This window comes from Halalkalibacter suaedae (genome assembly GCF_017939705.1).
In the GTDB taxonomy this organism is placed as follows: Bacteria; Bacillota; Bacilli; order Bacillales; family Bacillaceae_D; genus Halalkalibacter; species Halalkalibacter suaedae.
This window is the reverse complement of sequence record NZ_JAGKSQ010000007.1, coordinates 108070-128211: the sequence shown is the minus strand read 5'-3', so window position 1 is coordinate 128211 and position 20142 is coordinate 108070. Positions and strand designations below refer to the sequence as shown.

General features: G+C 39.8%; 19 protein-coding genes. 3 read left to right on the top strand and 16 right to left on the bottom strand.

Features of this window, described 5'->3' with window-relative positions; genetic code table 11:
- Window positions 1-3 precede the first annotated feature (3 nt).
- From phnM to J7W16_RS16330, 11 genes are all read right to left on the bottom strand, one after another.
- Window positions 4-1185, bottom strand: a complete 1182-nt coding sequence (gene phnM / locus J7W16_RS16380) for a phosphonate metabolism protein PhnM (RefSeq protein WP_210598552.1) — start codon at window positions 1183-1185, stop codon at window positions 4-6.
- A gap of 20 nt (window positions 1186-1205) precedes the next feature.
- On the bottom strand, window positions 1206-2048 hold the full coding sequence (locus J7W16_RS16375; RefSeq protein WP_210598551.1) for an ATP-binding cassette domain-containing protein: 843 nt from the start codon (window positions 2046-2048) through the stop codon (window positions 1206-1208).
- Entirely contained in the window at window positions 2020-2889 is an 870-nt protein-coding gene (locus J7W16_RS16370; RefSeq protein ID WP_210598550.1) for an alpha-D-ribose 1-methylphosphonate 5-phosphate C-P-lyase PhnJ, read from the bottom strand. Before J7W16_RS16370 ends, J7W16_RS16375 begins: the two co-directional genes overlap by 29 nt.
- A 24-nt stretch (window positions 2890-2913) precedes the next feature.
- Window positions 2914-4041, bottom strand: coding sequence for a carbon-phosphorus lyase complex subunit PhnI (locus tag J7W16_RS16365; RefSeq protein WP_210598549.1), 1128 nt, complete (start codon window positions 4039-4041; stop codon window positions 2914-2916).
- Window positions 4029-4643 (bottom strand): phosphonate C-P lyase system protein PhnH, encoded by a 615-nt coding sequence (phnH, locus tag J7W16_RS16360; protein ID WP_210598548.1) that lies wholly within the window; start codon window positions 4641-4643, stop codon window positions 4029-4031. The genes J7W16_RS16365 and phnH overlap by 13 nt, the downstream gene beginning before the upstream one ends.
- On the bottom strand, window positions 4630-5067 hold the full coding sequence (gene phnG, locus J7W16_RS16355) for a phosphonate C-P lyase system protein PhnG (protein WP_210598547.1): 438 nt from the start codon (window positions 5065-5067) through the stop codon (window positions 4630-4632). The genes phnH and phnG overlap by 14 nt, the downstream gene beginning before the upstream one ends.
- A 711-nt stretch (window positions 5068-5778) precedes the next feature.
- Window positions 5779-6600 carry a PhnE/PtxC family ABC transporter permease gene (locus tag J7W16_RS16350; protein ID WP_246880077.1) on the bottom strand — a complete coding sequence of 274 codons (822 nt, stop codon included), beginning with the start codon at window positions 6598-6600 and terminating at the stop codon, window positions 5779-5781.
- A gap of 47 nt (window positions 6601-6647) precedes the next feature.
- Entirely contained in the window at window positions 6648-7433 is a 786-nt protein-coding gene (locus tag J7W16_RS16345) for an ABC transporter permease subunit (RefSeq protein WP_210598546.1), read from the bottom strand.
- Window positions 7423-8211: a phosphonate ABC transporter ATP-binding protein gene (gene phnC, locus J7W16_RS16340; protein ID WP_210598545.1), complete on the bottom strand. Its 789-nt coding sequence runs from the start codon at window positions 8209-8211 to the stop codon at window positions 7423-7425. Before phnC ends, J7W16_RS16345 begins: the two co-directional genes overlap by 11 nt.
- Window positions 8212-8239: 28 nt before the next feature.
- On the bottom strand, window positions 8240-9331 hold the full coding sequence (locus J7W16_RS16335) for a PhnD/SsuA/transferrin family substrate-binding protein (RefSeq protein ID WP_346726949.1): 1092 nt from the start codon (window positions 9329-9331) through the stop codon (window positions 8240-8242).
- A 70-nt stretch (window positions 9332-9401) separates the two neighbouring features.
- Window positions 9402-10124 (bottom strand): GntR family transcriptional regulator, encoded by a 723-nt coding sequence (locus J7W16_RS16330; protein WP_210598544.1) that lies wholly within the window; start codon window positions 10122-10124, stop codon window positions 9402-9404.
- Window positions 10125-10385: 261 nt separating this feature from the next.
- Between J7W16_RS16330 and J7W16_RS16325 the strand changes: the two genes are divergently transcribed.
- Complete coding sequence (locus J7W16_RS16325; protein ID WP_210598543.1) at window positions 10386-10649, top strand: hypothetical protein; 264 nt, start codon at window positions 10386-10388, stop codon at window positions 10647-10649.
- A gap of 845 nt (window positions 10650-11494) precedes the next feature.
- Window positions 11495-12781: an MFS transporter gene (locus J7W16_RS16320; protein WP_210598542.1), complete on the top strand. Its 1287-nt coding sequence runs from the start codon at window positions 11495-11497 to the stop codon at window positions 12779-12781.
- Between the two features lie 312 nt (window positions 12782-13093).
- Here J7W16_RS16320 and J7W16_RS16315 read toward each other — a convergent pair whose 3' ends face one another.
- The 5 genes from J7W16_RS16315 to J7W16_RS16295 form a co-directional block, all read right to left on the bottom strand.
- A complete protein-coding gene (locus tag J7W16_RS16315) occupies window positions 13094-14503 on the bottom strand; it encodes a sodium/glutamate symporter (protein WP_210598541.1) in 1410 nt (469 codons plus the stop codon).
- A 140-nt stretch (window positions 14504-14643) separates the two neighbouring features.
- Window positions 14644-15342, bottom strand: a complete 699-nt coding sequence (gene rpiA, locus J7W16_RS16310; RefSeq protein WP_210598540.1) for a ribose 5-phosphate isomerase A — start codon at window positions 15340-15342, stop codon at window positions 14644-14646.
- Between the two features lie 70 nt (window positions 15343-15412).
- On the bottom strand, window positions 15413-16447 hold the full coding sequence (locus J7W16_RS16305) for a FecCD family ABC transporter permease (protein WP_210598539.1): 1035 nt from the start codon (window positions 16445-16447) through the stop codon (window positions 15413-15415).
- Window positions 16440-17450: a FecCD family ABC transporter permease gene (locus J7W16_RS16300; RefSeq protein ID WP_210598538.1), complete on the bottom strand. Its 1011-nt coding sequence runs from the start codon at window positions 17448-17450 to the stop codon at window positions 16440-16442. The genes J7W16_RS16305 and J7W16_RS16300 overlap by 8 nt, the downstream gene beginning before the upstream one ends.
- A gap of 88 nt (window positions 17451-17538) precedes the next feature.
- Window positions 17539-18543 carry an ABC transporter substrate-binding protein gene (locus tag J7W16_RS16295; RefSeq protein WP_210598537.1) on the bottom strand — a complete coding sequence of 335 codons (1005 nt, stop codon included), beginning with the start codon at window positions 18541-18543 and terminating at the stop codon, window positions 17539-17541.
- 196 nt (window positions 18544-18739) lie between these two features.
- On the opposite strand from J7W16_RS16295, the gene fumC reads away from it, so the two are divergent.
- Window positions 18740-20128, top strand: coding sequence for a class II fumarate hydratase (fumC, locus tag J7W16_RS16290; RefSeq protein WP_210598536.1), 1389 nt, complete (start codon window positions 18740-18742; stop codon window positions 20126-20128).
- Window positions 20129-20142 lie beyond the last annotated feature (14 nt).

The following is a 20142-nucleotide window of genomic DNA, read 5'->3' as shown; positions in this document are numbered from 1 at the left end:
TTTCTACTGGTTAACCAATAGAGGAGTGTGGTATTTCATTTCACAAACAATTTGTCCATTTAGGAGGACCTTTTCCAACACTGGACGCTGATCCATTTCACTGATTACTAGCAAATCTGCCTTCTTGCCAACTTCAATCGAGCCAACCTCATAATCTATATTCAGTGCTCTTGCCGGGTTCAATGAAACCATATTTACAGCTTGATTGATTGGCATTCCAAGGTGATACAGCTTAAAGACTGTATGCAGCAATGAAGAAGGGTAGTAGTCCGAGCATAAAATATCAACAAGTCCAGCTTCAATTGCCTCCATTGCAGATAGATTATTGCTGTGAGATTTCCCGAGTAAGACATTTGGAGCACCCATCACTACATAGAGTCCTAACTCTTTCGCCTTTCTTGCTACCTCGAGTTCAATTGGAAATTCACTAATCGAGGCATTCCAGCTTTTCACTAATACTAACTTCTCTACCGTGTCATCATCATGGGAAGCGAGGGCAATTCCGTATTGAGTCGCAAGAGCTGCTAGTTGCTGGAGAACAGCGGGCTCGATCTTCGCTAGCTGCTTGCTCTCATTAATCAATTCGTTTGCCTGCTCCTCTGTATAACGTCGATGTTCAATTAAGAGCTTCTTATGAACCTCCATATCCCTGAATTGGCCCTGGCCTGGCGTATGATCCATGAAGGAAAGCTGATCAATTAGTTTCTGTTCAATTAATTCTTGAACAGCTTTCACTGCACTTACATTGGTGATCTCATAACGTAAGTGGGTTTTATGACGAATAAGATGCTGTCCTTGTGCTAGTCTTTTAATATCTTTGATCGCATTTAGTACTGTATCATTCCGTCTTATCCATTTTTGTGCATTCTCTTCATAGAGACTCATTGAATGATAGATTGTTGTAATCCCTTCACCGACTAACTTTTTCTCCAATTCGTAAAAAGAAACTTCAATTGGAAATGCACTGCTCGGCCTTGGTTCCATCTCCATTTCAATTGCATCACTATGAGAGTCGACTAGACCTGGCAAGACCCAGCTCCCATTTGCATTAATTCCTTCTATTTCATGATTTGAATGCTCCTCAATCGCGATAATCGTCTCACCATCTATCACAATCGATCCATTCTCAATCACCTTTGACGGGGTAACGATATTCGCATTATAAATATAAGTAAGCTGACTCATTTGATCACCTCTATTATTTTTTAGACGTGCAAGAGCGAATGAACTAACTGCTGTGTGTATGGATGCTGTGGATCTTCTAGAATCTGATCTGTTAAGCCTTGCTCCACCACTCGTCCATGCCTCATTACAAGCGTTCGATCAGCAAGCATTCGGATTACGCCAAGATCATGTGAAACAACAATCATCGCAATATGTAATTCTCGTTGTATTTTTCGAATTAGATCAAGGACCTTTGCCTGGACTGATAAATCAAGCCCTGTCGTCACCTCATCTAAGAGCAGAATCGGAGGGTTGTTTGCAAGTGCCTTTGAGATCTGAACCCTTTGCTGCATCCCACCACTAAAGGTTCGTGGAAGTTCATCCATCCGTGGTAGTGGAATTTCCATATGATCTAAAAGTTCTGTTGCACGCTCGCGAATCGCTCCAACATGGTAAGTCCCTGAGGCAATTAGCTTCTCAGCAATATTCCCTCCACTTGAAAAGGACATCTTTAAGCCAAGCCAAGGATTCTGGTAGACCATGCCCATTAAGTGATTCCGAATGTAGCGCTTCTGTTGAGCTGATTCAGTAAAGATATTTTCTTCCCCTTGTTTATAAGTAGAAATTGTCGCGATACCGCTCGTAATCTCATCATCAAAATAGAGACTTTTCACTAGTGAGCTTTTTCCAGACCCACTTTCACCAACAATTCCAAGTATCTCTCCCTTATGAAGGTCAAGAGAAACATCAAGACATGCCCAAATACTTCCACAAACAGTACAACGATTATCCTCAACGCTGATAGATTTAGAATCTTCACAATGTGAACAACCAGCTCCATAGCGTTTGTTCACATTAGTTACTTGCAGCAACGGTTTGTTCATCGTCAGTACTCCTTTCCTTTTGCCTCGCTTGGCAATAGCCCGTATCAGAACACTGATGCTTCTTCGTTCCTGATTCGTACACTTCATCCAAATAAGATTCTTGACTACCGCATAGATGGCATGAAAGTCCTGAGAAGCTCTCCACTTCAAAAGGATAATCCTCAAATTGCAAAGGAATAACATCAGTGTGTGGAGGAATGGCATAAATTTTCTTTTCTCTTCCTGCCCCAAATAGATATAAACCATCTGACTGATGAAGCTTCAATAGGTCGTAGCGAGGAATTGGACTTGGATTAAAGATATAACGATGATTGGCCATACTTGGATAATCAGCACCAATCGTAATTTTCCCCCATCGAACGATATCCTCATAAAGCCTGAGCCACATCGTACTATAATCCATCTCCGCATGCAGACGTTTTGTTTCCTTTTCTTTCGCCTCTACTCTTCTAAGAGGTTCTGGCATCGGTACTTGTAGTACTAGAATCTGATCCTCACGTAGAGGAATTTCTGGAATACGATGCCTAGTTTGAATAATCGTTGCTTCTTCTGAGTTAGTTGTTGTCTCAACCTCTGAACAACTCTCAACTAATTTCTTAATACTGACGGCATTAACACTATCATCATGACCTTGATCGATGACCTTTAACGTATCCTGTTTCCCAATAAGAGATAGCGTCAATTGTAATCCGCCTGTGCCCCAGCCTCTGCCAATCGGGAGCTCCCTTGAAGCAAACGGAACCTGATAACCTGGAATCGCAACAGCCTTTAAGGCACTACGACGTATTTCCTTTTTTGAACCTTCATCTAAAAAGGCATAATTATAATTTGATTGCGGCAAGTGAACTCATTCCTTTCTATTAGATTATGAATGACTAAAACGAACTGGATTCGCTGCTGTGCTCGGACTCGGCTTTTTATCAGATTGCTTCGTTTGACGGATTCGATCAAGCATTGACTGAAAGGTAATATAATGAGGAAGCTTCAGGTGTGAGACAAATCCATTTGCTTCAACACTATCGATGTGTAGTAGCACGAACTCCTCGTCCTGTGTTGGTGTGCTACCTTCCGTCTCTAAACTTCTTTCTAAGATGGCCATAGCAATCGCCTTAGCTTCGTTTTGGCCAAATGTCAGACCATAACCAAGCTCAAACTCAACCTCTCCTTGCTTATTCTGTGTAAAGGAGTTAATCGTTTCGACCTCAGTCAACAGCATTTCACCAATATAGATAGAATCATCGTCAGCTTGATCACTAAATGGGTAAGGAAGATAAACTTCGGTATAGCCAACTCGTAATTCTCCGATTGTTGGATGAACAACACCATACCCTCGCATGCTGCTATAGGCTAGAGCAGTCATAGTCCCGGTTTCACCCCTAGTGAGCATTTGGAGCCTGGCTGATCTAGTTGTTGGAAACGTTAGCTTCTCCCTTGTGATATCAAATGGCTCTGTCTCTGAGGCTTGTGTGTTTCCAAGTAAATTCTGCTCTCTCAACAAGTCTGTTACCTTCTGAAAGGTTTGTGGACCAGTCTCGTCCATTCCTTCAAGATCTAACTCTTTTAGAAAATCTGTAAATGACTCTTTCTGATTACGCATATCAAAGTTTAATAGACGATGCGTGTAATCATATGTTGGCCCAAGAACCTGCCCGCCTGGAATGTCTTTGAAAGAGGATGAAATACGTCGTATCACTCTCATTTCACTAGGCTCAACCGTTAAGGAATAATGGTTTCTCGGCAATGTTGACCGATAGGCTCTTAGTAGAAATGCTGCCTCAGCAGGATCTCCCTCTGATTGCTTCAGAGCAATGGCTGCATAATCAGGAGAATACAGTCCACCTTCTCCCATCACCTTATCAATAAGTAATCGCATTTGCTGCCTAATATCATCTACATCCAACGATTGTTCTGAGCCTTTAAGACGATAGGCCTTCACAAGCTTCTCAGCATGCTCTATCGCTGTCTGGCCACCTGTTACAGCTACATAACCCACTGTTCATCCACCCTCTCTACTTTTGTCGTTCGAGGGAGAGCAAGAAGCTCGCCAACGGAATTAACAAAAATCATATCAACACCAAGTGGATACTCCTCATTGACCATCTCCCGCTCACCTAACCATCTTTCTATATGTTTAGATAGAGCTACCTGACGCTGATTTTTAATGCCAGGTCCACTTAAACGCAAACCTATATCTTCTGCAAATAATTCCTCAATATAGACAACAAACGTTGCACTTTGATGGGGATCAGCTAAGGTTCCCCTCTTTGCATTCCTCATCACCTCGGCAATTTGCACAGAGGTCAATGATGTATCAATAAAGAGATAATCGGCATCGCAAGCTTCACTCTCTTCACTGAATGTGTTCCATTTTAGATAGCGTCTTATTTTTTCTTTTTCTTTCGCCATAATCGAAAATGAGACTTCACGGTCTAAAAGAGTTAACGCAATTTGGAGGAGTCCACTCGAAATAAACTCTGCTTCTACTTCAATCTGTAGTGCTCCAATTTTCCCTGGACGTGCCATACAATCAAGAAGTACTCGAAAAGTCCTTTGTGAATCATGTACTTTATCAAAGGTTTGATCAGCTTTTATCATAGTAATCCTCCATCGTATCAAAATGTACTCTAGATTGAGCCACCATCGCTTCCTCTTTCTTATGACGCTGGACAATCAAGCCTTCTTCAAGCTCAAGTTCATCAAGCCAATATGCCACCTCTGGAATGTTGGCATTAAAGCCTGCATCAACGACCGCAAGTTGATAGGCTCGCTCAAGCTCCTCTCCTTTTATCATGCCAAAACCTAAAACCCCACTGATTGAAACCGTACATTCGGTAACAAGGAGTTCCCCCATATAAAAGGGCTGCATCGATACAGAGTCACGAGCCTTTACCATCACAAGACCTGTTTCAGGCTCTCTTTCTATCTTAGGAGAATGCTTATCCTCTATTTGATTAGCAAGCTTTTGCAGAAATTCAGGTCTACCCTCAACAAGGATCTTCGTCAATCTTTTCTTTTTCATCACCCTCAGCTCCCTTCTCGTTATCCTTAATGTATCTTATCGACAAGTTACAAAGGTTAAGGCTTTGTAAAGGTTTGATAAAGACAGAAAAAGCACCCAAAGAGGATGCTTTAGCTTGTCAACAGTATCTCTTTCAAAGACATTCGACAAGTTGTATTAAGGAGAGTTGCCATGATAAGATGCTTCGACTCCGCTACCGGGATGGGGGGCACGCTTTCCGCAGGAGGGCATGGAACTAACCGGCTCCGCCGGTGGATTTCCATTTTGCCCTTATTTCCTGCAGGAGTCGGCCCACCCATCCCGTCCGCTTAATAAGAGAATAATTAGGAGTATACCTACCTTCCATAATACTAGGACAAATGTGAGACAGCTCAATCCATTCTATCTAGATATGACTAATTATCAGACTTGATTTGGAATGATGTCATTGACTTGAAAGGGTTGGTACATAGCTGAAGTTGCTGAATGAAAATTACGAATAAAGCACTTTATGTAGCGTATGAAATATACGTAGACTCCTGCGGGACACAAAGCCAAGGGTGAGACCCCGCAGTGGCGAAGCACGAGGAGGCTCACCGGCTTCCCGCGGAAAGCGAAGTATATTTAAGGAGCGGTGTCCCGACACTACACACTATCTATCTTTGTTCAGGTTTTAAATTATTTTCGCCTGCCTGTTTGTCTAGGTCTGAGACACCAAAAAGAATGCTTCCTTTATATATTCGTTACCTTTAACCTTTTCTTGATTTGAATGGCTAACACTTCTAAGAGAACAGCAACAACTAAGATGAAATATGTAATTGTACCAATCTCACGTAAATCTAAATAGAAGCCACTTGCCATAAACATATCAAAACCAATTCCACCTGCTCCAGCAGCAGCTCCCATTGCCACAGCTACACCAAAGTTGATTTCGAATCGTAAAAATGTCCATGATACAAGGTAGGTAATTGAGGATGGAATCACTGCTTGAAAAATGATATGCCACCAGCTCGCACCACTTGCTTTTAATGCTTCAATAACCCCATTATCCATTTCCTCAAACGATTCAGAATAGGCTTTGACCAAATAACCTACGGAGTGAAATGTCATACCGACAACAGCTGCAACACTACCCAATCCTGCTGCAACTGCAAAGATAAGCACCCACAAGACTGTTGGAACAGCTCTGATAAAGGCCACAATCCCCTTAATCGTATTTGATACCCTCACACTTGATAAGTTCTGAGCTGCAAGTAACGCAAAAAACAAGGCAATTATCCCACCAAATAAAGTCGTAAGCACGGCTAAACCTAATGTCACAAACACTTGGTAGACAGCATCCCAAAATGTGAAGTGAACGAAGTGAGCTTCAGTGAACATTACCTTAAAATTAGCTAATGTTGATGTGATCCCACTCAAAAGCGTAATATCTTTATAATCAAAGCTATAAAAACCATAGACCGATAACAGCACAAGCAAAAGTAAAATTCCACGGATCACGAGTTTTTCCTTTGTTAAAGGCTTCACCTTAATACGCTTAGGTGATAAAGGCAGGAAATGGCCACCCGGTTGTGGAGTCACAGTTTTTGATGGATTTCCCACTATAGAATCACCCTTCTCACGTAATTTGAAATAAGTTCAATTGACAAAATGGTCGCAACGATCGTCAAGACAACTAAACTTGCAGCGTTGTAATTTAAACTTTTGTAGTACAAATCAAACGAAAAACCAATACCAGTACCTGTAAGAATTCCAACTAGAGTAGCACTTCGAATATTGGTTTCAACCATAAATAGGAGCCAGCTAATCATTGGTGGTAGACTTGAAGGAATAACAGAGTGAACAACAATTGAAAAATAGCTTGCACCAGTTGCTCGCAAAGCTTCTACCGAACTATTACTGACCTCATCAATCGTTTCCATAAACGCCCGAGTAAGAAAACCAAAGGAAACAAAAAACAATGCAAAAAAACCAGTCAATGAACTTTGCCCAAAGGAAAATAATAAAATTAGTGCCCAAGCTGCAACATCGATATTACGAAATAACGTAGCAACTCCTCTTGCCATCGTGCCAAAAAATACATTAACCCTAGTAGTATTCGATCCTAGTATTGCGAATAGCAAAGCAAGAGCTCCTGCAATGGTGGCAGCAGCAATAGAAATCAAGATCGTTTCCAATAATTTCTCCCAAATATTCGGGAGCTTTTCAAGCGACTTAGCATCTGGGTAAAAGTTAGTAACTCCCCATTTGATAGCTTCTGGAATAGACTGTACGCTTTTAATAAAGTCAAATTCAGTCAGGATCATTGCTCCATATGTGACTAAAAGGAGGACTCCTAAAATAAGCCCCGACTGAATTCGCTTCTTTACAAAATAATTAGCCTGCATTTTTCCCACCTACATCCATGATCAGTTCGCCAGCTTCTGAGCCGTAGATTTGATAAATTTCTTCTGACGTAATTTGTTGTGGTGAACCATTGTATACGACCTCTCCTTTGCTAACACCAATAATTCGATCTGAATAAGAGAGGGCGACATCAACCTGATGCAAATTCACGACAACCGTAATGCCCATTGATTTTGAAATATTTCTTAGATGATCCATGATTACTTTAGAGCTGTTTGGATCAAGTGAGGCAATTGGTTCATCACATAACATCATTTTCGGACTTTGGATAAGAGCTCGTGCAATACCCACTCGTTGCTTTTGACCACCACTTAATTGATCACAACGTTTGTACATATGATCCTCAAGTCCGAGTACAGTTAAAAGCTCAATTGCTTGCTTCTTTTCTGCTTCACTATACATGCCTAACACACCTGTGATTATTGACTTAAAACCGAGTCTTCCGTGAAGAACGTTTTCAATCACACTTAAGCGGTTCACCAAGTTATAATGCTGAAAAATCATCCCTATTTTTGTTCTTGTTTTGCGAAGCTCTCTTTTATTTAAATTCTGAACATTGACACCATCAAAAATGACTTCTCCGCTTGTTGCATCAATCATCCGATTAATGCAACGAAGAAGAGTTGATTTCCCTGCTCCCGAGGGACCAATGACGGAAACAAACTCTCCTTCTTTGACAGAGAAGTTAACATCCGACAGCGCTAATGTATCACTACCATATTTCTTAGATACATTGTTTAGCTCCAGTAAGGTTGTCATTGTTAACTCCTTTTTTCACTATAATGAATTATTTTGAAAGTTCGCGAATTGGGTCAAACCAAGCATCTTCTACTTCAACAAAACGCTCTAATCCTTCTTCTGATTTACTAAACAAACCAGTAAACTCAGATCCTTCAGGAATAAAGATTTTCTCATTTTCAGCAACAGCATCAGAAAGGAACAATGCTCTAATTTTCTCAATTAATTCTTCACTAACTGTCTCTTCATTAACAACAAATGGTGCATTAAGTACTGGAGTTACAGAGATTGAAACAAATTGCTCACCTGCAACTGTATTAAAAGGCTCAGCCGCGTCATCTTTCACTTGATAAACGGCACCTGGGCGATTCATTTCGCCTTCTACTAATTCGATGTAGTTATTCACACAAACATCACAGAATGCTGCCACTTCTGCACGATCTTGAAGAAGATTGACTGCTGATCCTTGGTGAGAACCACCGTAAAGTACTTCACTAAAGAAAGCTCCACCTTCTAATAGATCATCCGTTGTCAAATCCTTGAATTCGTCCTTTTCAGAGAAATAAGAAACAATTCCTGTTGAAGGGACTTTAAATCCAGATGTTGAACTGTTAGAAACAAACGAGAATTTCTTATCAACGATATTATCTAGAGAATACTCTTCCCCGTCTTTGTACTGATCTTCATTGCCTTTTTTTACGTTCAACCAGCTATAGTAAACAGCATCTTCTAATGTACCTGATTTCCCACTAGAAACAACAAGTGGTTGAACACTATCACTTTTATTATTTGCTTCAATATATCCTTGAGCTCCCATAAATGCTAAGTCAGCATTTCCCTGTGCAATTGATTCAATCGCAATAATATAATCTGTTGTTGTTTGGTGCTCTACCTTGATTCCAGTTTCTTCTTCAATAAGTCTTCCGATTTCATCACGAGCATCTTTAAGATCAGCACCTGATTCATTTGGATACCAAACCATTGTTAATTTTTCTTTTTCCTCTGTTTCAGCAGCTGTTTTTGTTTTTACCTCTTCACTTCCTGCTTCCCCATTCGTCTCTGTTCCTGTGTCTGTTGATGAACCACAAGCCGCCAATGTCATTGTTATTAATGCAAATAAAAACAAAAATACCTTCTTCACTTAAATTGCCCCTCTCGTCTTATAAAAAATAATTTATCATCAATGCAATCAAGGACTGCATATTGATGGACTAAAACTCAATTACACATTTCTGCATATCCCCTCTTACACGGGCGACGCTATACTCAATTGGAAATCCGCTCGGATGGTTCATTACACTTTCAATACGGATAATGGGGATATTTTCTGGTATTTTTAGATGCTCTGTATCCTTCAATGTTGGTAAGCATGCTTGAAACATCGAATGACTACGTATTGGACGTAATTGATAATGATCAAGTAGGATTCCATAAAGAGAGTCAAAATGATCAAAATGCTGCTCTAATCTTGGTAGTTCTAAACAAGGAAAAACAGATGTTGTTATTGAGAGTGGTTGTTCATTGATATAACGCAGGATGTCTAATCGATAAACATACTCTCTTTCATCCAACTGTAAGCTTTCTTGCTCATTTAAATCCGGCAGGTCAATCTCCCAATGAATTAATTTGCTTTCATGGGAAACACCTTGAGTTTCCATATTTTCAGTAAAACGAGTTTGTGACGATAAGACATAAAGAATCGGTTTAGGTAAACAATTGACATAACACCCTTTTCCTTGCTGTGGGGTTACCCAGCCAAGATTCGTTAATCTAGCAATGGCTTGTCTAACAACATGCCGGTTAACATGAAATTGCTCACAGAGGTCATTTTCCGATGGAATCTTTTGGCCTGCCTTAATAATTCCTTTCTGAACCTGATTAATTAAGTACTCTGCTATCTCAAGATGTTGAAGTGGTTCCTCCCGAATAATCATTCGTTCCTCTCCTCTTCCTTGTTTCGTTACTACAAGAGTACCTTGTCAGAAGATTAATTGGGTTAAGCTACCATTAAAATAACGTATGGTTCTTTTAAATTTGAAAACGAATTGTGAATGATGGACAGGTTTTATTAACAATTCATTTATAAATGAGGGTATTTTTTACAATCGACTAAAGAACTTTTACTTTAATGCATACAAACAGGGGCACTTAAGCAAATTAGTAATGTCTTCATTATTAAAGAGGAGTGATTTTAGATGAAAAACAATATTACAAGTGTTCAAACACAGAATTCTATTTCGCAAGCACAGCAATCAATTGAACATGCCCACAATGCAATTAGTCAAGCACAGTCACACCCGACTGAAGAGACAATTGAGCATGCTAAAAATTCACTAGAGCACGCAGAACACTCAGTTCAACAAGCATCAGATATTGAGAATCAAGATGCCTTAAAAATGCTACAAGGTGATCTAGATCAAGAAAGACAAGCATTCAAAACAATTTCAAAACAGGATTAATGTAAGAAGGCCAAGATAACAATTTCTAGACCGAATCAAAACTCTAACAAAAATAGATAGTGCAAGGTCACCGCTCCTGAAATCTACTTCGCTTTCCGCGGGAAGCCGGTGAGCCTCCTCGTGCCTCGGCACTACGGGGTCTCACCTTTGGCTTTGCATGAGGCCACTGAAAAAGTCCCTTTTAGCAGATTCGAGGAAGCAGCAATGGCTCCACACGTTGCACGCCTTCTATGAGAAACCCACTCATAGCAACCTTAAGACAATGCAACGGTTTCGCTGATTGCTTTATGCGATATTTCAGTTAGACAATTTAGTTATGTTACGGTCTCCAGATAATAGACAAAACACCTTTAAGAAGTTTCTTAAAGGTGTTTTGTCTATTATCTAGAAGTTTTATAACTATCTTTATATAGAAGGAATTAGAAGATCAGACTGAATCCATAAGATTAACTTAAAGGAGAAAAAAGATAATCTTAAGATCTATAACCGCAATATCTCTATATAACCTCATGTATCATCCACATACAAAAGTAGGATAAGAATGGAAAAGAAGTAAATTCTTTTGTATACCACTAACCAAAGCGGACGGGATGGGGCCGACTCCTGCAGGACGGAACGGGCAGGTGGAAATCCACCGACGGATCCGGTTAGTTCCACGCCCGCCTGCAGAAAGCGTGCCCCCCCCATCCCGGCAGCGAAATCGAAGCGTCTCGCATCGTTTTTAGCCTAGTACCTGTTGTTTTGTAAACAAATGTAAAACTATAGTTTATTTTATGTATAGTTTCCAATTATAAAGTTTTTTTCCTGTACAATATAGGAAATTTATAGTCGGAGGCCTACTACTAATGAAAAATCAAAACCCTAAGAAAGCAGAAAACAGCTGGGTGCTTTATGATTGGGCTAATTCAGCCTATTCCATTATTATTAGCACCGCTGTGTTCCCACTGTTTTATAAAGCCGCTGCTACTGACTCTGGGATAAGTGCAACTGATTCAACAGCCTATTTAGGTTATACGATTGCCTTAGCTACATTTATATTAGCAATGCTCAGTCCAATCTTAGGTACAATTGCTGATTACCAAGGATTTAAAAAACGATTCTTCCTATTCTTTTTTGGTCTTGGTGTTATCTCCACCGCATCGTTAGCTTTTATTCCTAGTGAAAACTGGTTATTGCTACTCATTTGCTATACCGTTACCGCGATTGGATTTGCCGGTGCTAATGTTTTTTATGATGCTTTTTTAGTGGATGTTGCACCAGAAGAAAAGATGAACAAGGTATCAGCACGTGGCTACGGATTAGGCTATATTGGAAGTACAATTCCCTTTTTACTTAGCATTGCAGTCATTCTTCTAGCCCAAAGTGAACTGATTCCTATTTCAGTTACATTAGCTAGCCGAATCGCTTTTATCATTACAGCAGTGTGGTGGGGTGTTTTTACAATTCCTATGCTTAAGCATGTGAAACAGCTTTATTATATTGAGCGTGAACCAAAACCAGTCATTAATAGTTTTAAACGACTTGGTAACACGATTAGGGAAATTCGAAAATATCGAGCATTATTTTTATTTTTAATTGCCTACTTTTTTTATATCGATGGAGTTGGAACCATCATTAAGATGTCAACTGCTTACGGTAGTGATGTAGGAATTGGTTCAACAGATCTACTTATTATTTTGTTCGTTACACAAGTTGTAGCAGCCCCCTTTGCCATTTTATATGGGAAATTAGCTGAGCGCTTTACCGGTAAGAAAATGCTTTATGTCGGTATTATCATTTATACAATTGTTTGTATTTACGCCTATTTCTTAAAAACCACCCTTGATTTTTGGATCCTTGCGATGCTTGTTGCAACTTCACAAGGTGGGATCCAAGCTCTAAGCCGAGCGTATTTCGCCAAGTTGATTCCTAAAAAGAACGCTAATGAATTTTTCGGCTTCTATAATATCTTTGGCAAGTTTGCTTCTATTATGGGCCCGCTGCTAGTAGCAGTAACCGCACAACTTACTGGAAATTCAAGCAGTGGTGTCTTTAGTTTAATCATTTTGTTTATCATCGGTATTATCATCCTTGCTTTCGTTCCAGAACCGAAAGTGGATGGTAAATCAATAAGAGAAGAAACGGCGGTATAGTATAACAAAAAGGGATGAATCTCAAGAATTTGGATTCATCCCTTTTAAGTTATGCTTTTAAGACAGTGAAAAAACAGACTTGGACATAAATAAAGTGTCTAACTGAAATACCGAACAAGCAATCACGTAGCGGATGAAATATACGTAGACTCCTGCGGGATGCAAAAGCCAAAGGTGAGACCCCACAGGCGTAGACGAGGAGGCTCAGCGCTTCCCGCGGAAAGCGAAGTATATTTCAGTAGCGGTTTACTTCAGCCATTATCATGTTCGGATTTTCTATTAGTTAAATCACTCTTCTCCAAGCTCTTTTTATCATTTTTTACCAAAATAAAACAAACCTAACCCGAGCCAGCCAAGCATAATAACCAAACAAAAAATAAACACGGGTATTGGTCCAAACTGATAAATTAATGGCACCGATGCTGCAGTAAAGAGACCCCCACCTACCATTGGTTCGAACATTAATTGTTTATACCCAAAGGCTTCAAGTGACTTAGTCTCTCCCTTTGAATCAGCTATTCTTATTAGCATTAAGCCGGCTGCGGTCATCCCCATTGACTGACCGAAATCACCGATACCTCTTTCAAACCAATTATTCGGTATCATACGAGGTGCTAAAAGAATGAAAGCAGCAACATTCCAAACAATCCCCGTTAGAGCTAACAGAAGGAAAGGTACCAAATGGTTGCCGATTACTGTTAAAGACAATGTAGCAATTGCACTGACGATAAGAAAATCTAGTGCAAATCCTTGTACACGTAAGATTATTTGTCGATCGACAAGCCTAAAGGTATCAAATTTATTAATAAATAATTGTAATAACACGCCACCAACCATAGCTAATGGAAACAGTGGAAGATAGGTCATAATCTCTGTATCTGTCCACGCTCCCCAGGTGATACTTTCAAGAAAGATTAATCCCTCTAATAATCCTTTACCAATTAATATAGCGACACCTAAGACAGCAATATGTAGAGCAAGAGGTTCAATTGATTCAGGACTAGTCGTTATCTTCCCAGCAGATGGACGCTCGCCTTGTTCAATGATGCCTCTTAGTTTATTTTCAGGTAGATCATTGGGATCAGTTAATATATTCGTTTTATTTTTTCGAACTCCCCAATTTATTAAGATAATACCTATAACAACACCGGAAACGACTCCGACGGTTGCTAAACCAATCGCAAGGTCAGCACCATCTGCAAATCCAAGCTCTACAAAGGTCTCCTCCAAACCAGCACTTGTTCCGTGTCCACCTTCAAAACCGATCTCAATTAAGGCACCAGCCATTGGGTTCAAACCGAAAAACGGTGTTAAGACTAATAAAGTTAGAAGTAATCCAAAAACATATTGACCCCAAGCAATCGTTTGCCCAAAGGAAACTTGGGGACCAGCAGTGAACCAAATTTCTTTTAAGCTTGGTATCCTTTTTCCTAAGAATAGACTTGCAAAGATTACTGTAATTAAAAGACTAGGAAAGGTTGACCAAGAATCAAGGACATTCTCAGGGAAGAGGCCATCTGATAGGAATGTCTCCTCGCCCTGAAAAAGAATGAATATCTTACCTAGCACTTCAGGACCTAATAGTAGAGCAATAAAACCAGCAATGATCGAACTAGGTAAGAAATATTTCTGAAAAATAGAGAATTTCACCCTTATCCATTTCCCAAGTAATAATAATATACCGATTAAGATAATACTAAATCCAACTATTTCAGCACTCATATGTTCCTCCCATTCAAAATTACAAACGTTACCTCATAAACTATCTCTTCCCTGAACTCTTGATAAGAAAACTAGTTCTGCTTTTAAGACAATAAAAAAAGTCTTCCTCAATTGACTTGAGGAAGACTTTAAATAAGACATTATGTTGATAATACTTCAATTGGATAGCCAATAAATAAACCTGTCTCAATCACTCCTGGGATTGCTTTGATTTCCTTTTCAAAGCTCGTAGGAATCTCTTTGAACCTTACGTCTAAAATAAGATTTCCGGTTTCAGTGATAACAGGGCCGTCCTTAGATACTGCCATTCTCAAGCTGATGTCGGTTGCATGTAATCTAGCTAATTCCGTCTCAACTAGATTCACAGCTCGTGGATCAACCTCGATTGGTACTGCGAATTTCTCCCCTAAGTAAGTTACAAACTTTGATGGATCTACTAGGATATAATTTTCTTCACAGCTCTTCATGACGATCTTTTCTGCAAACATCGCTCCACCTCTACCTTTGATTAGGCTTTTTTGTGGATCAACTTCATCTGCCCCATCAAACGCCCAATCAGGACGAGCATTTAATAATGTTGAGGTAGGCATTCCTAAAATAGAGCATGTTAGCGAAACTTCATGTGACGTTGGAATCGCCAGGACATTTAACTGTTCTTGTTTTACCTTTTTACTAATTTCCTGAAGTGCCAAAAAAGACGTTGAACCTGAGCCTATGCCAATGACATCACCATCTTTAACTCTTTCAGCCATTTTCCTTGCTACTTTTTGCTTTGCTTCAAGATTTGAAATTTCACTAGACCATTGTAATGTTGTCGCAATCTTATTTTCCCAAATCATGTCTCTATCCCTCACTTTATGTATCTATTTTCCACATCTAGTATATCACAACTGCCGCTGATGAAAGAGGTTACATATTTCTTTTACGAAACAGTAAGTAGATGAAGAAAGGGGCCCCAATTCCAGCAGTGAATACACCTGCAGGCAGATCCAATGGCAAGAAGGCCGTTCGTGCAATAATATCGGAAACTAAAACAAGTAGTCCACCAATTAAGGCAGAGCTAAAAATAAGTGGACCAAAGGATCGCCCAATGATCATTCTTGCAATATGTGGTGCAACTAAGCCAACAAAGCCAATTCCCCCAGCATAAGAAACGGCAGAACCAGCCAGGACAACACTGATAAAAAGCAGTGCAAAGCGCTGCAGCTGAACATGGATACCTAAGCTAGTCGCAACATCATCACCTAACTGCTTAGCATTAACCGTTCTTGAGAAAAGAAACGTAAGCGGGATAAAGACCAATGCCCATATCAGCATGCCGTAGACATTCTCCCAGTTAGCTCCGTACACACTACCTGTTAGCCAAACATATGCCTTTGTCGCGATTGCCATTTCGCTTAAGACAATCATCATTGTTGTTAGTGAACTCATTCCGGCTGAAACACCAATTCCAATAAGTACAAGACGAATTGGTGTAATTCCATTTTTCCATGACAGAGAATAGACAAGAATCGCCACTAGTAATGCACCAGTAATAGCTGATACAGGGAGCCATTTGATGCTCACTGTTCCTGCAAATGTAATTAAAAAGAAAACAGCTCCTACAGACGCACCACCAGTAATTCCAATAATATCTGGAGAGGCCAGAGGATTACGTACCAAGGATTGCAGAATCAAACCAGATACAGCTAATGCTGCTCCTACTAAAAAGGATAATAGAACTCTTGGAAGCCTGAGGGTATGGATGATATACGTATGTTCATCACTAAGACCCAGCAAATGGGTAATAACAGTTATTGGGTTAAGCCATGTACTACCAACAGATATTCCGATAAATAATGTGATAAGTACCACAATCGTTAGATAAATGAATGCTTTAATATTTCTTTTTTCTACTTGAAAGGAAATTGAACCTGACTTGTTTCGAAAGTTGATATCACTCACCTTTAGCTAACCCCTTTCTAGCAATGTAGATAAAAAATGGAGTCCCAATCATTGCCGTCATGACACCGATTGGCATTTCCTGAGGCATAATGATGAATCTGGCTCCAATATCAGCAAGGAGGAGCAATGCAGCACCACCAAATGCACAATATGGAAGCACCCAGCGGTAGTCTATCCCTACCATTCCTCTGACGATATGAGGTACAATCAATCCGATAAACCCAATCGCCCCACCGATAGCAACAGAACCGCCCGCAAGAAAAACAATAATTAACCCAATCACTAGCTTCACCAGCAAGGTTCGCTGACCTAGACTTCTTGCAACGTCTTCACCTGAACGGAGAATATTAACTGATCTACCTAAGAACATTGACACTACCCACGCTGAGATCACAAAAGGTAAAAGCGGGATTAACATATCAATCGACCTTCCAGCAACGGAACCCGAAAGCCAGAACAAAATGCTTTGCAGACCTTGTTCATTAATGACCAGCAAGCCTTGCGTGAATGAAACAAATAAAGCTGTAATTGCCGCTCCTGCTAGTACAATTTTTATAGGGGTTAACCCGTCTCTCCCCAATGAACCAATTACGTATACAAAGGTTGCTGCAACAGCCGCCCCTAAAAAGCCTACCCACATATAGCCAACGAGCGAGGACATAGAAAAGAAAGTAGCTGCAAATACAATAAAGAATAACGCACCTGCATTAATACCAAATATGTCGGGAGCTGCTAGCGGATTTCTTGTCAACGCTTGCATCAATGCACCAGATATCGCCAAACTTGCCCCAATCACACTTGCGATTAGTGCTCTTGTCAATCTGGAGGTCATAATAATCATATGTTCTGTATTAGTTGGATCATAATTAAAGATTGCATCAATTAGTATCGGAAATGGTATAGGTGTTTTCCCAAGTGCCATACTTAAAAAAAACAAAAGAATAAATAAGCAAATCATTAAGACAAGACCTACACCAGGAATACGAGAAAATAAATGTCTCATGCTCTCCCTCTCTTCAGTCATAATTAAATAGAAACAAGCAAGGGCTGCAGAGATTTTTTTCTCTCGCAATCCTTGCTTTTTGCTGTTCCTATTGCTCTAATTCAAAGCGCTCATAAATATCATCCAACATTAGATTTGCAGCTAGAATACCACCAGCCATATTCCAAGTCACTTCATCAACCATAAATACCTGGTCATTTTTAACGGCATCAAGGTTTTCCCATAATGGGTGACTAGTCCATTCATCAAATGTTTTCTTAACCGCTTCATCATCTTCATTGAAGATATAGAATACATCTGCATTCATTTCTGGAATGCTTTCCTTATCTTGAAGCTGAACTCCCCATTCATCCACTTGCTGATTTTCTGGACGTGTAAAGCCAAGCTCTTCTAAGATTGCTCCTGCGAATCCTTGATAGTAAATACGTGCATGATCTGCTCTGAAATTAAGGAGAGACACATTAAGTGGCCATTGATCTCCTAACTTCTCTGATACCTTGCCTTGAAAATCAGCTATTCTCGCATCCCAATCAGCTAGAATTTGGTCTGCTTCTGCTTCTTTATTTGTAGCTTGACCAACTAACTCAAGCGTTTCCTTATAAAATTCCACTGACTCATGTGTCACTGTTGGAGCAATTGCTTCAAGTTGCTCGTAAATTTCCTCATGACGAAGCTTAGATGCGATGATTAGATCTGGTTTTAGCTTTGCGATCTCCTCAAGATTCGGTTGGTTCTCTAACCCAACAATAGCAACACCCTCTAAATCATCACGAAGATACTCATATGTAGGTTGTTGTACCCAAGACTCAACAACACCAACAGGCTTAATTCCTAACGCTACTGCAGCATCAGTTGCTCCTTGATATAAGGTCACAATTTTGGTTGGGGTTCCTTCAATTGGAGTTGTTCCCATCGCATGTTCAATTTCTCGTACATCACTTGTTTCTTCTGTTGCTTCCTCGGTTGTTTCTTCTGTCGTTTCTGGTTCCGTATCCTCAGCAGGAGCTGCGTCCTCCTGATTACAACCTGTTAAGAAAATCGTAAACGCTAACAAAACAAATAAAAATATCTTTAGTCTCTGTTTCCCCTGCATCTGTGTATTTCTCCCCTTTTTAATAATCGATTATCATTCTCACTACATTAACAAGTATAGTTGGTAATGATTCTCATTGTCAATAACTATATTATTATTTTTTCCGTCACATGCACATAGTAGTAAAAGGGATTCATCTTTTTAGTTGACTTCATACTCTGCTTTTTTTTACCATTACTATTAAGGAGGCGATCATATGAACATGAGAATTGAGAAGGATACAATGGGTGAAATTGAAGTACGTGCAGATAAATATTGGGGTGCTCAAACACAGCGTAGTAGTCTGAATTTCAATATTGGTCTGGAACAAATGCCAATTGAACTCATTCATGCTTTTGCTATTCTGAAAATGAGTGCAGCCCGTGTCAATCACAAGCTAGGTAAGTTAAGTGAGGCAAAAACAGCAGTCATTGAACAAGCAGCTGAGGAAATCTTAACAGGTAAACTTGATGATCATTTTCCATTAAAGGTCTGGCAAACAGGAAGCGGAACTCAGTCTAACATGAATGTGAATGAAGTGATCTCTTTCCGTGCGAATCAACTGTTAAAAGAAAAAGGAATAGAGGAAAAGGTCCATCCAAACGATGACGTCAACCATTCACAAAGTTCAAATGATACGTTCCCAACGGCATTACATATTGCAACCTTAATGAAAATGGAAGACTTTTTATTACCTGCAATAACCAAGCTTAAACAAACGATCAAAACAAAATCAGATCAATTTGACGATATCATTAAAATTGGTCGTACTCACTTACAGGATGCAACCCCGTTAACACTAGGACAAGAAATAAGTGGTTGGCATCGTATGCTTGAGAAAAGCGAAGAAATGATTAAGCAAAGCTTAGAAACATTACGTGAGCTTGCTATTGGGGGAACAGCAGTTGGTACTGGTATTAACGCCCATCCCGCATTCGGTGAGCTAGTTGCTAAAGAAATTAGTCAACTAACAGGTAAATCATTTAGAACGGCAGAGAATAAATTTCATGCACTTACAAGTCATGATGAAATGGTTTATACACATGGGGCATTGAAGGCTCTGGCAGCTGATCTGATGAAAATTGCTAATGATGTTCGCTGGTTAGCAAGTGGACCCCGCTCAGGGATCGGTGAGATTAATATCCCTGCAAACGAGCCTGGTAGTTCAATTATGCCGGGGAAAGTAAATCCAACGCAAAGTGAGGCTTTAACAATGGTTGTCTGCCAGGTGATGGGTAATGACGCTACTATCGGATTTGCTGCAAGTCAAGGTAACTTTGAATTGAATGTGTTTAAACCTGTTATCGGTTATAACTTTTTACAATCAGTTCAATTATTGACTGATTCAATTACTTCATTCCATGATAATTGCGTTGTTGGAATTGAACCAAACCTTGATGTAATTCAAAGAAACTTGGATCAATCTCTGATGCTTGTTACAGCCTTAAATCCCCATATTGGATATGAGAATGCTGCAACAATTGCTAAGCTTGCCCATCAAAAGGGATTAACATTAAGAGAGGCGGCAGAAGAAACCGGACTTCTTACTGTTGAAGACTTTGATAAATATGTTCGTCCTGAAAAAATGGTCCATCCTAGTGAATAATACTATAAATAAAA

Excerpts from the sequence above, each read along its gene's own strand:
- phnM (WP_210598552.1), bottom strand. The coding sequence starts at position 1,185 with ATGAGTCAGCTTACTTATATTTATAATGCGAATATCGTTACCCCGTCA.
- J7W16_RS16375 (WP_210598551.1), bottom strand. The coding sequence starts at position 2,048 with ATGAACAAACCGTTGCTGCAAGTAACTAATGTGAACAAACGCTATGGA.
- phnH (WP_210598548.1), bottom strand. The coding sequence starts at position 4,643 with ATGATAAAAGCTGATCAAACCTTTGATAAAGTACATGATTCACAAAGG.
- phnG (WP_210598547.1), bottom strand. The coding sequence starts at position 5,067 with ATGAAAAAGAAAAGATTGACGAAGATCCTTGTTGAGGGTAGACCTGAA.
- J7W16_RS16345 (WP_210598546.1), bottom strand. The coding sequence starts at position 7,433 with ATGCAGGCTAATTATTTTGTAAAGAAGCGAATTCAGTCGGGGCTTATT.
- phnC (WP_210598545.1), bottom strand. The coding sequence starts at position 8,211 with ATGACAACCTTACTGGAGCTAAACAATGTATCTAAGAAATATGGTAGT.
- J7W16_RS16330 (WP_210598544.1), bottom strand. The coding sequence starts at position 10,124 with ATGATTATTCGGGAGGAACCACTTCAACATCTTGAGATAGCAGAGTAC.
- J7W16_RS16325 (WP_210598543.1), top strand. The coding sequence starts at position 10,386 with ATGAAAAACAATATTACAAGTGTTCAAACACAGAATTCTATTTCGCAA.
- J7W16_RS16320 (WP_210598542.1), top strand. The coding sequence starts at position 11,495 with ATGAAAAATCAAAACCCTAAGAAAGCAGAAAACAGCTGGGTGCTTTAT.
- J7W16_RS16315 (WP_210598541.1), bottom strand. The coding sequence starts at position 14,503 with ATGAGTGCTGAAATAGTTGGATTTAGTATTATCTTAATCGGTATATTA.
- rpiA (WP_210598540.1), bottom strand. The coding sequence starts at position 15,342 with ATGATTTGGGAAAATAAGATTGCGACAACATTACAATGGTCTAGTGAA.
- J7W16_RS16300 (WP_210598538.1), bottom strand. The coding sequence starts at position 17,450 with ATGAGACATTTATTTTCTCGTATTCCTGGTGTAGGTCTTGTCTTAATG.
- J7W16_RS16295 (WP_210598537.1), bottom strand. The coding sequence starts at position 18,543 with ATGCAGGGGAAACAGAGACTAAAGATATTTTTATTTGTTTTGTTAGCG.
- fumC (WP_210598536.1), top strand. The coding sequence starts at position 18,740 with ATGAACATGAGAATTGAGAAGGATACAATGGGTGAAATTGAAGTACGT.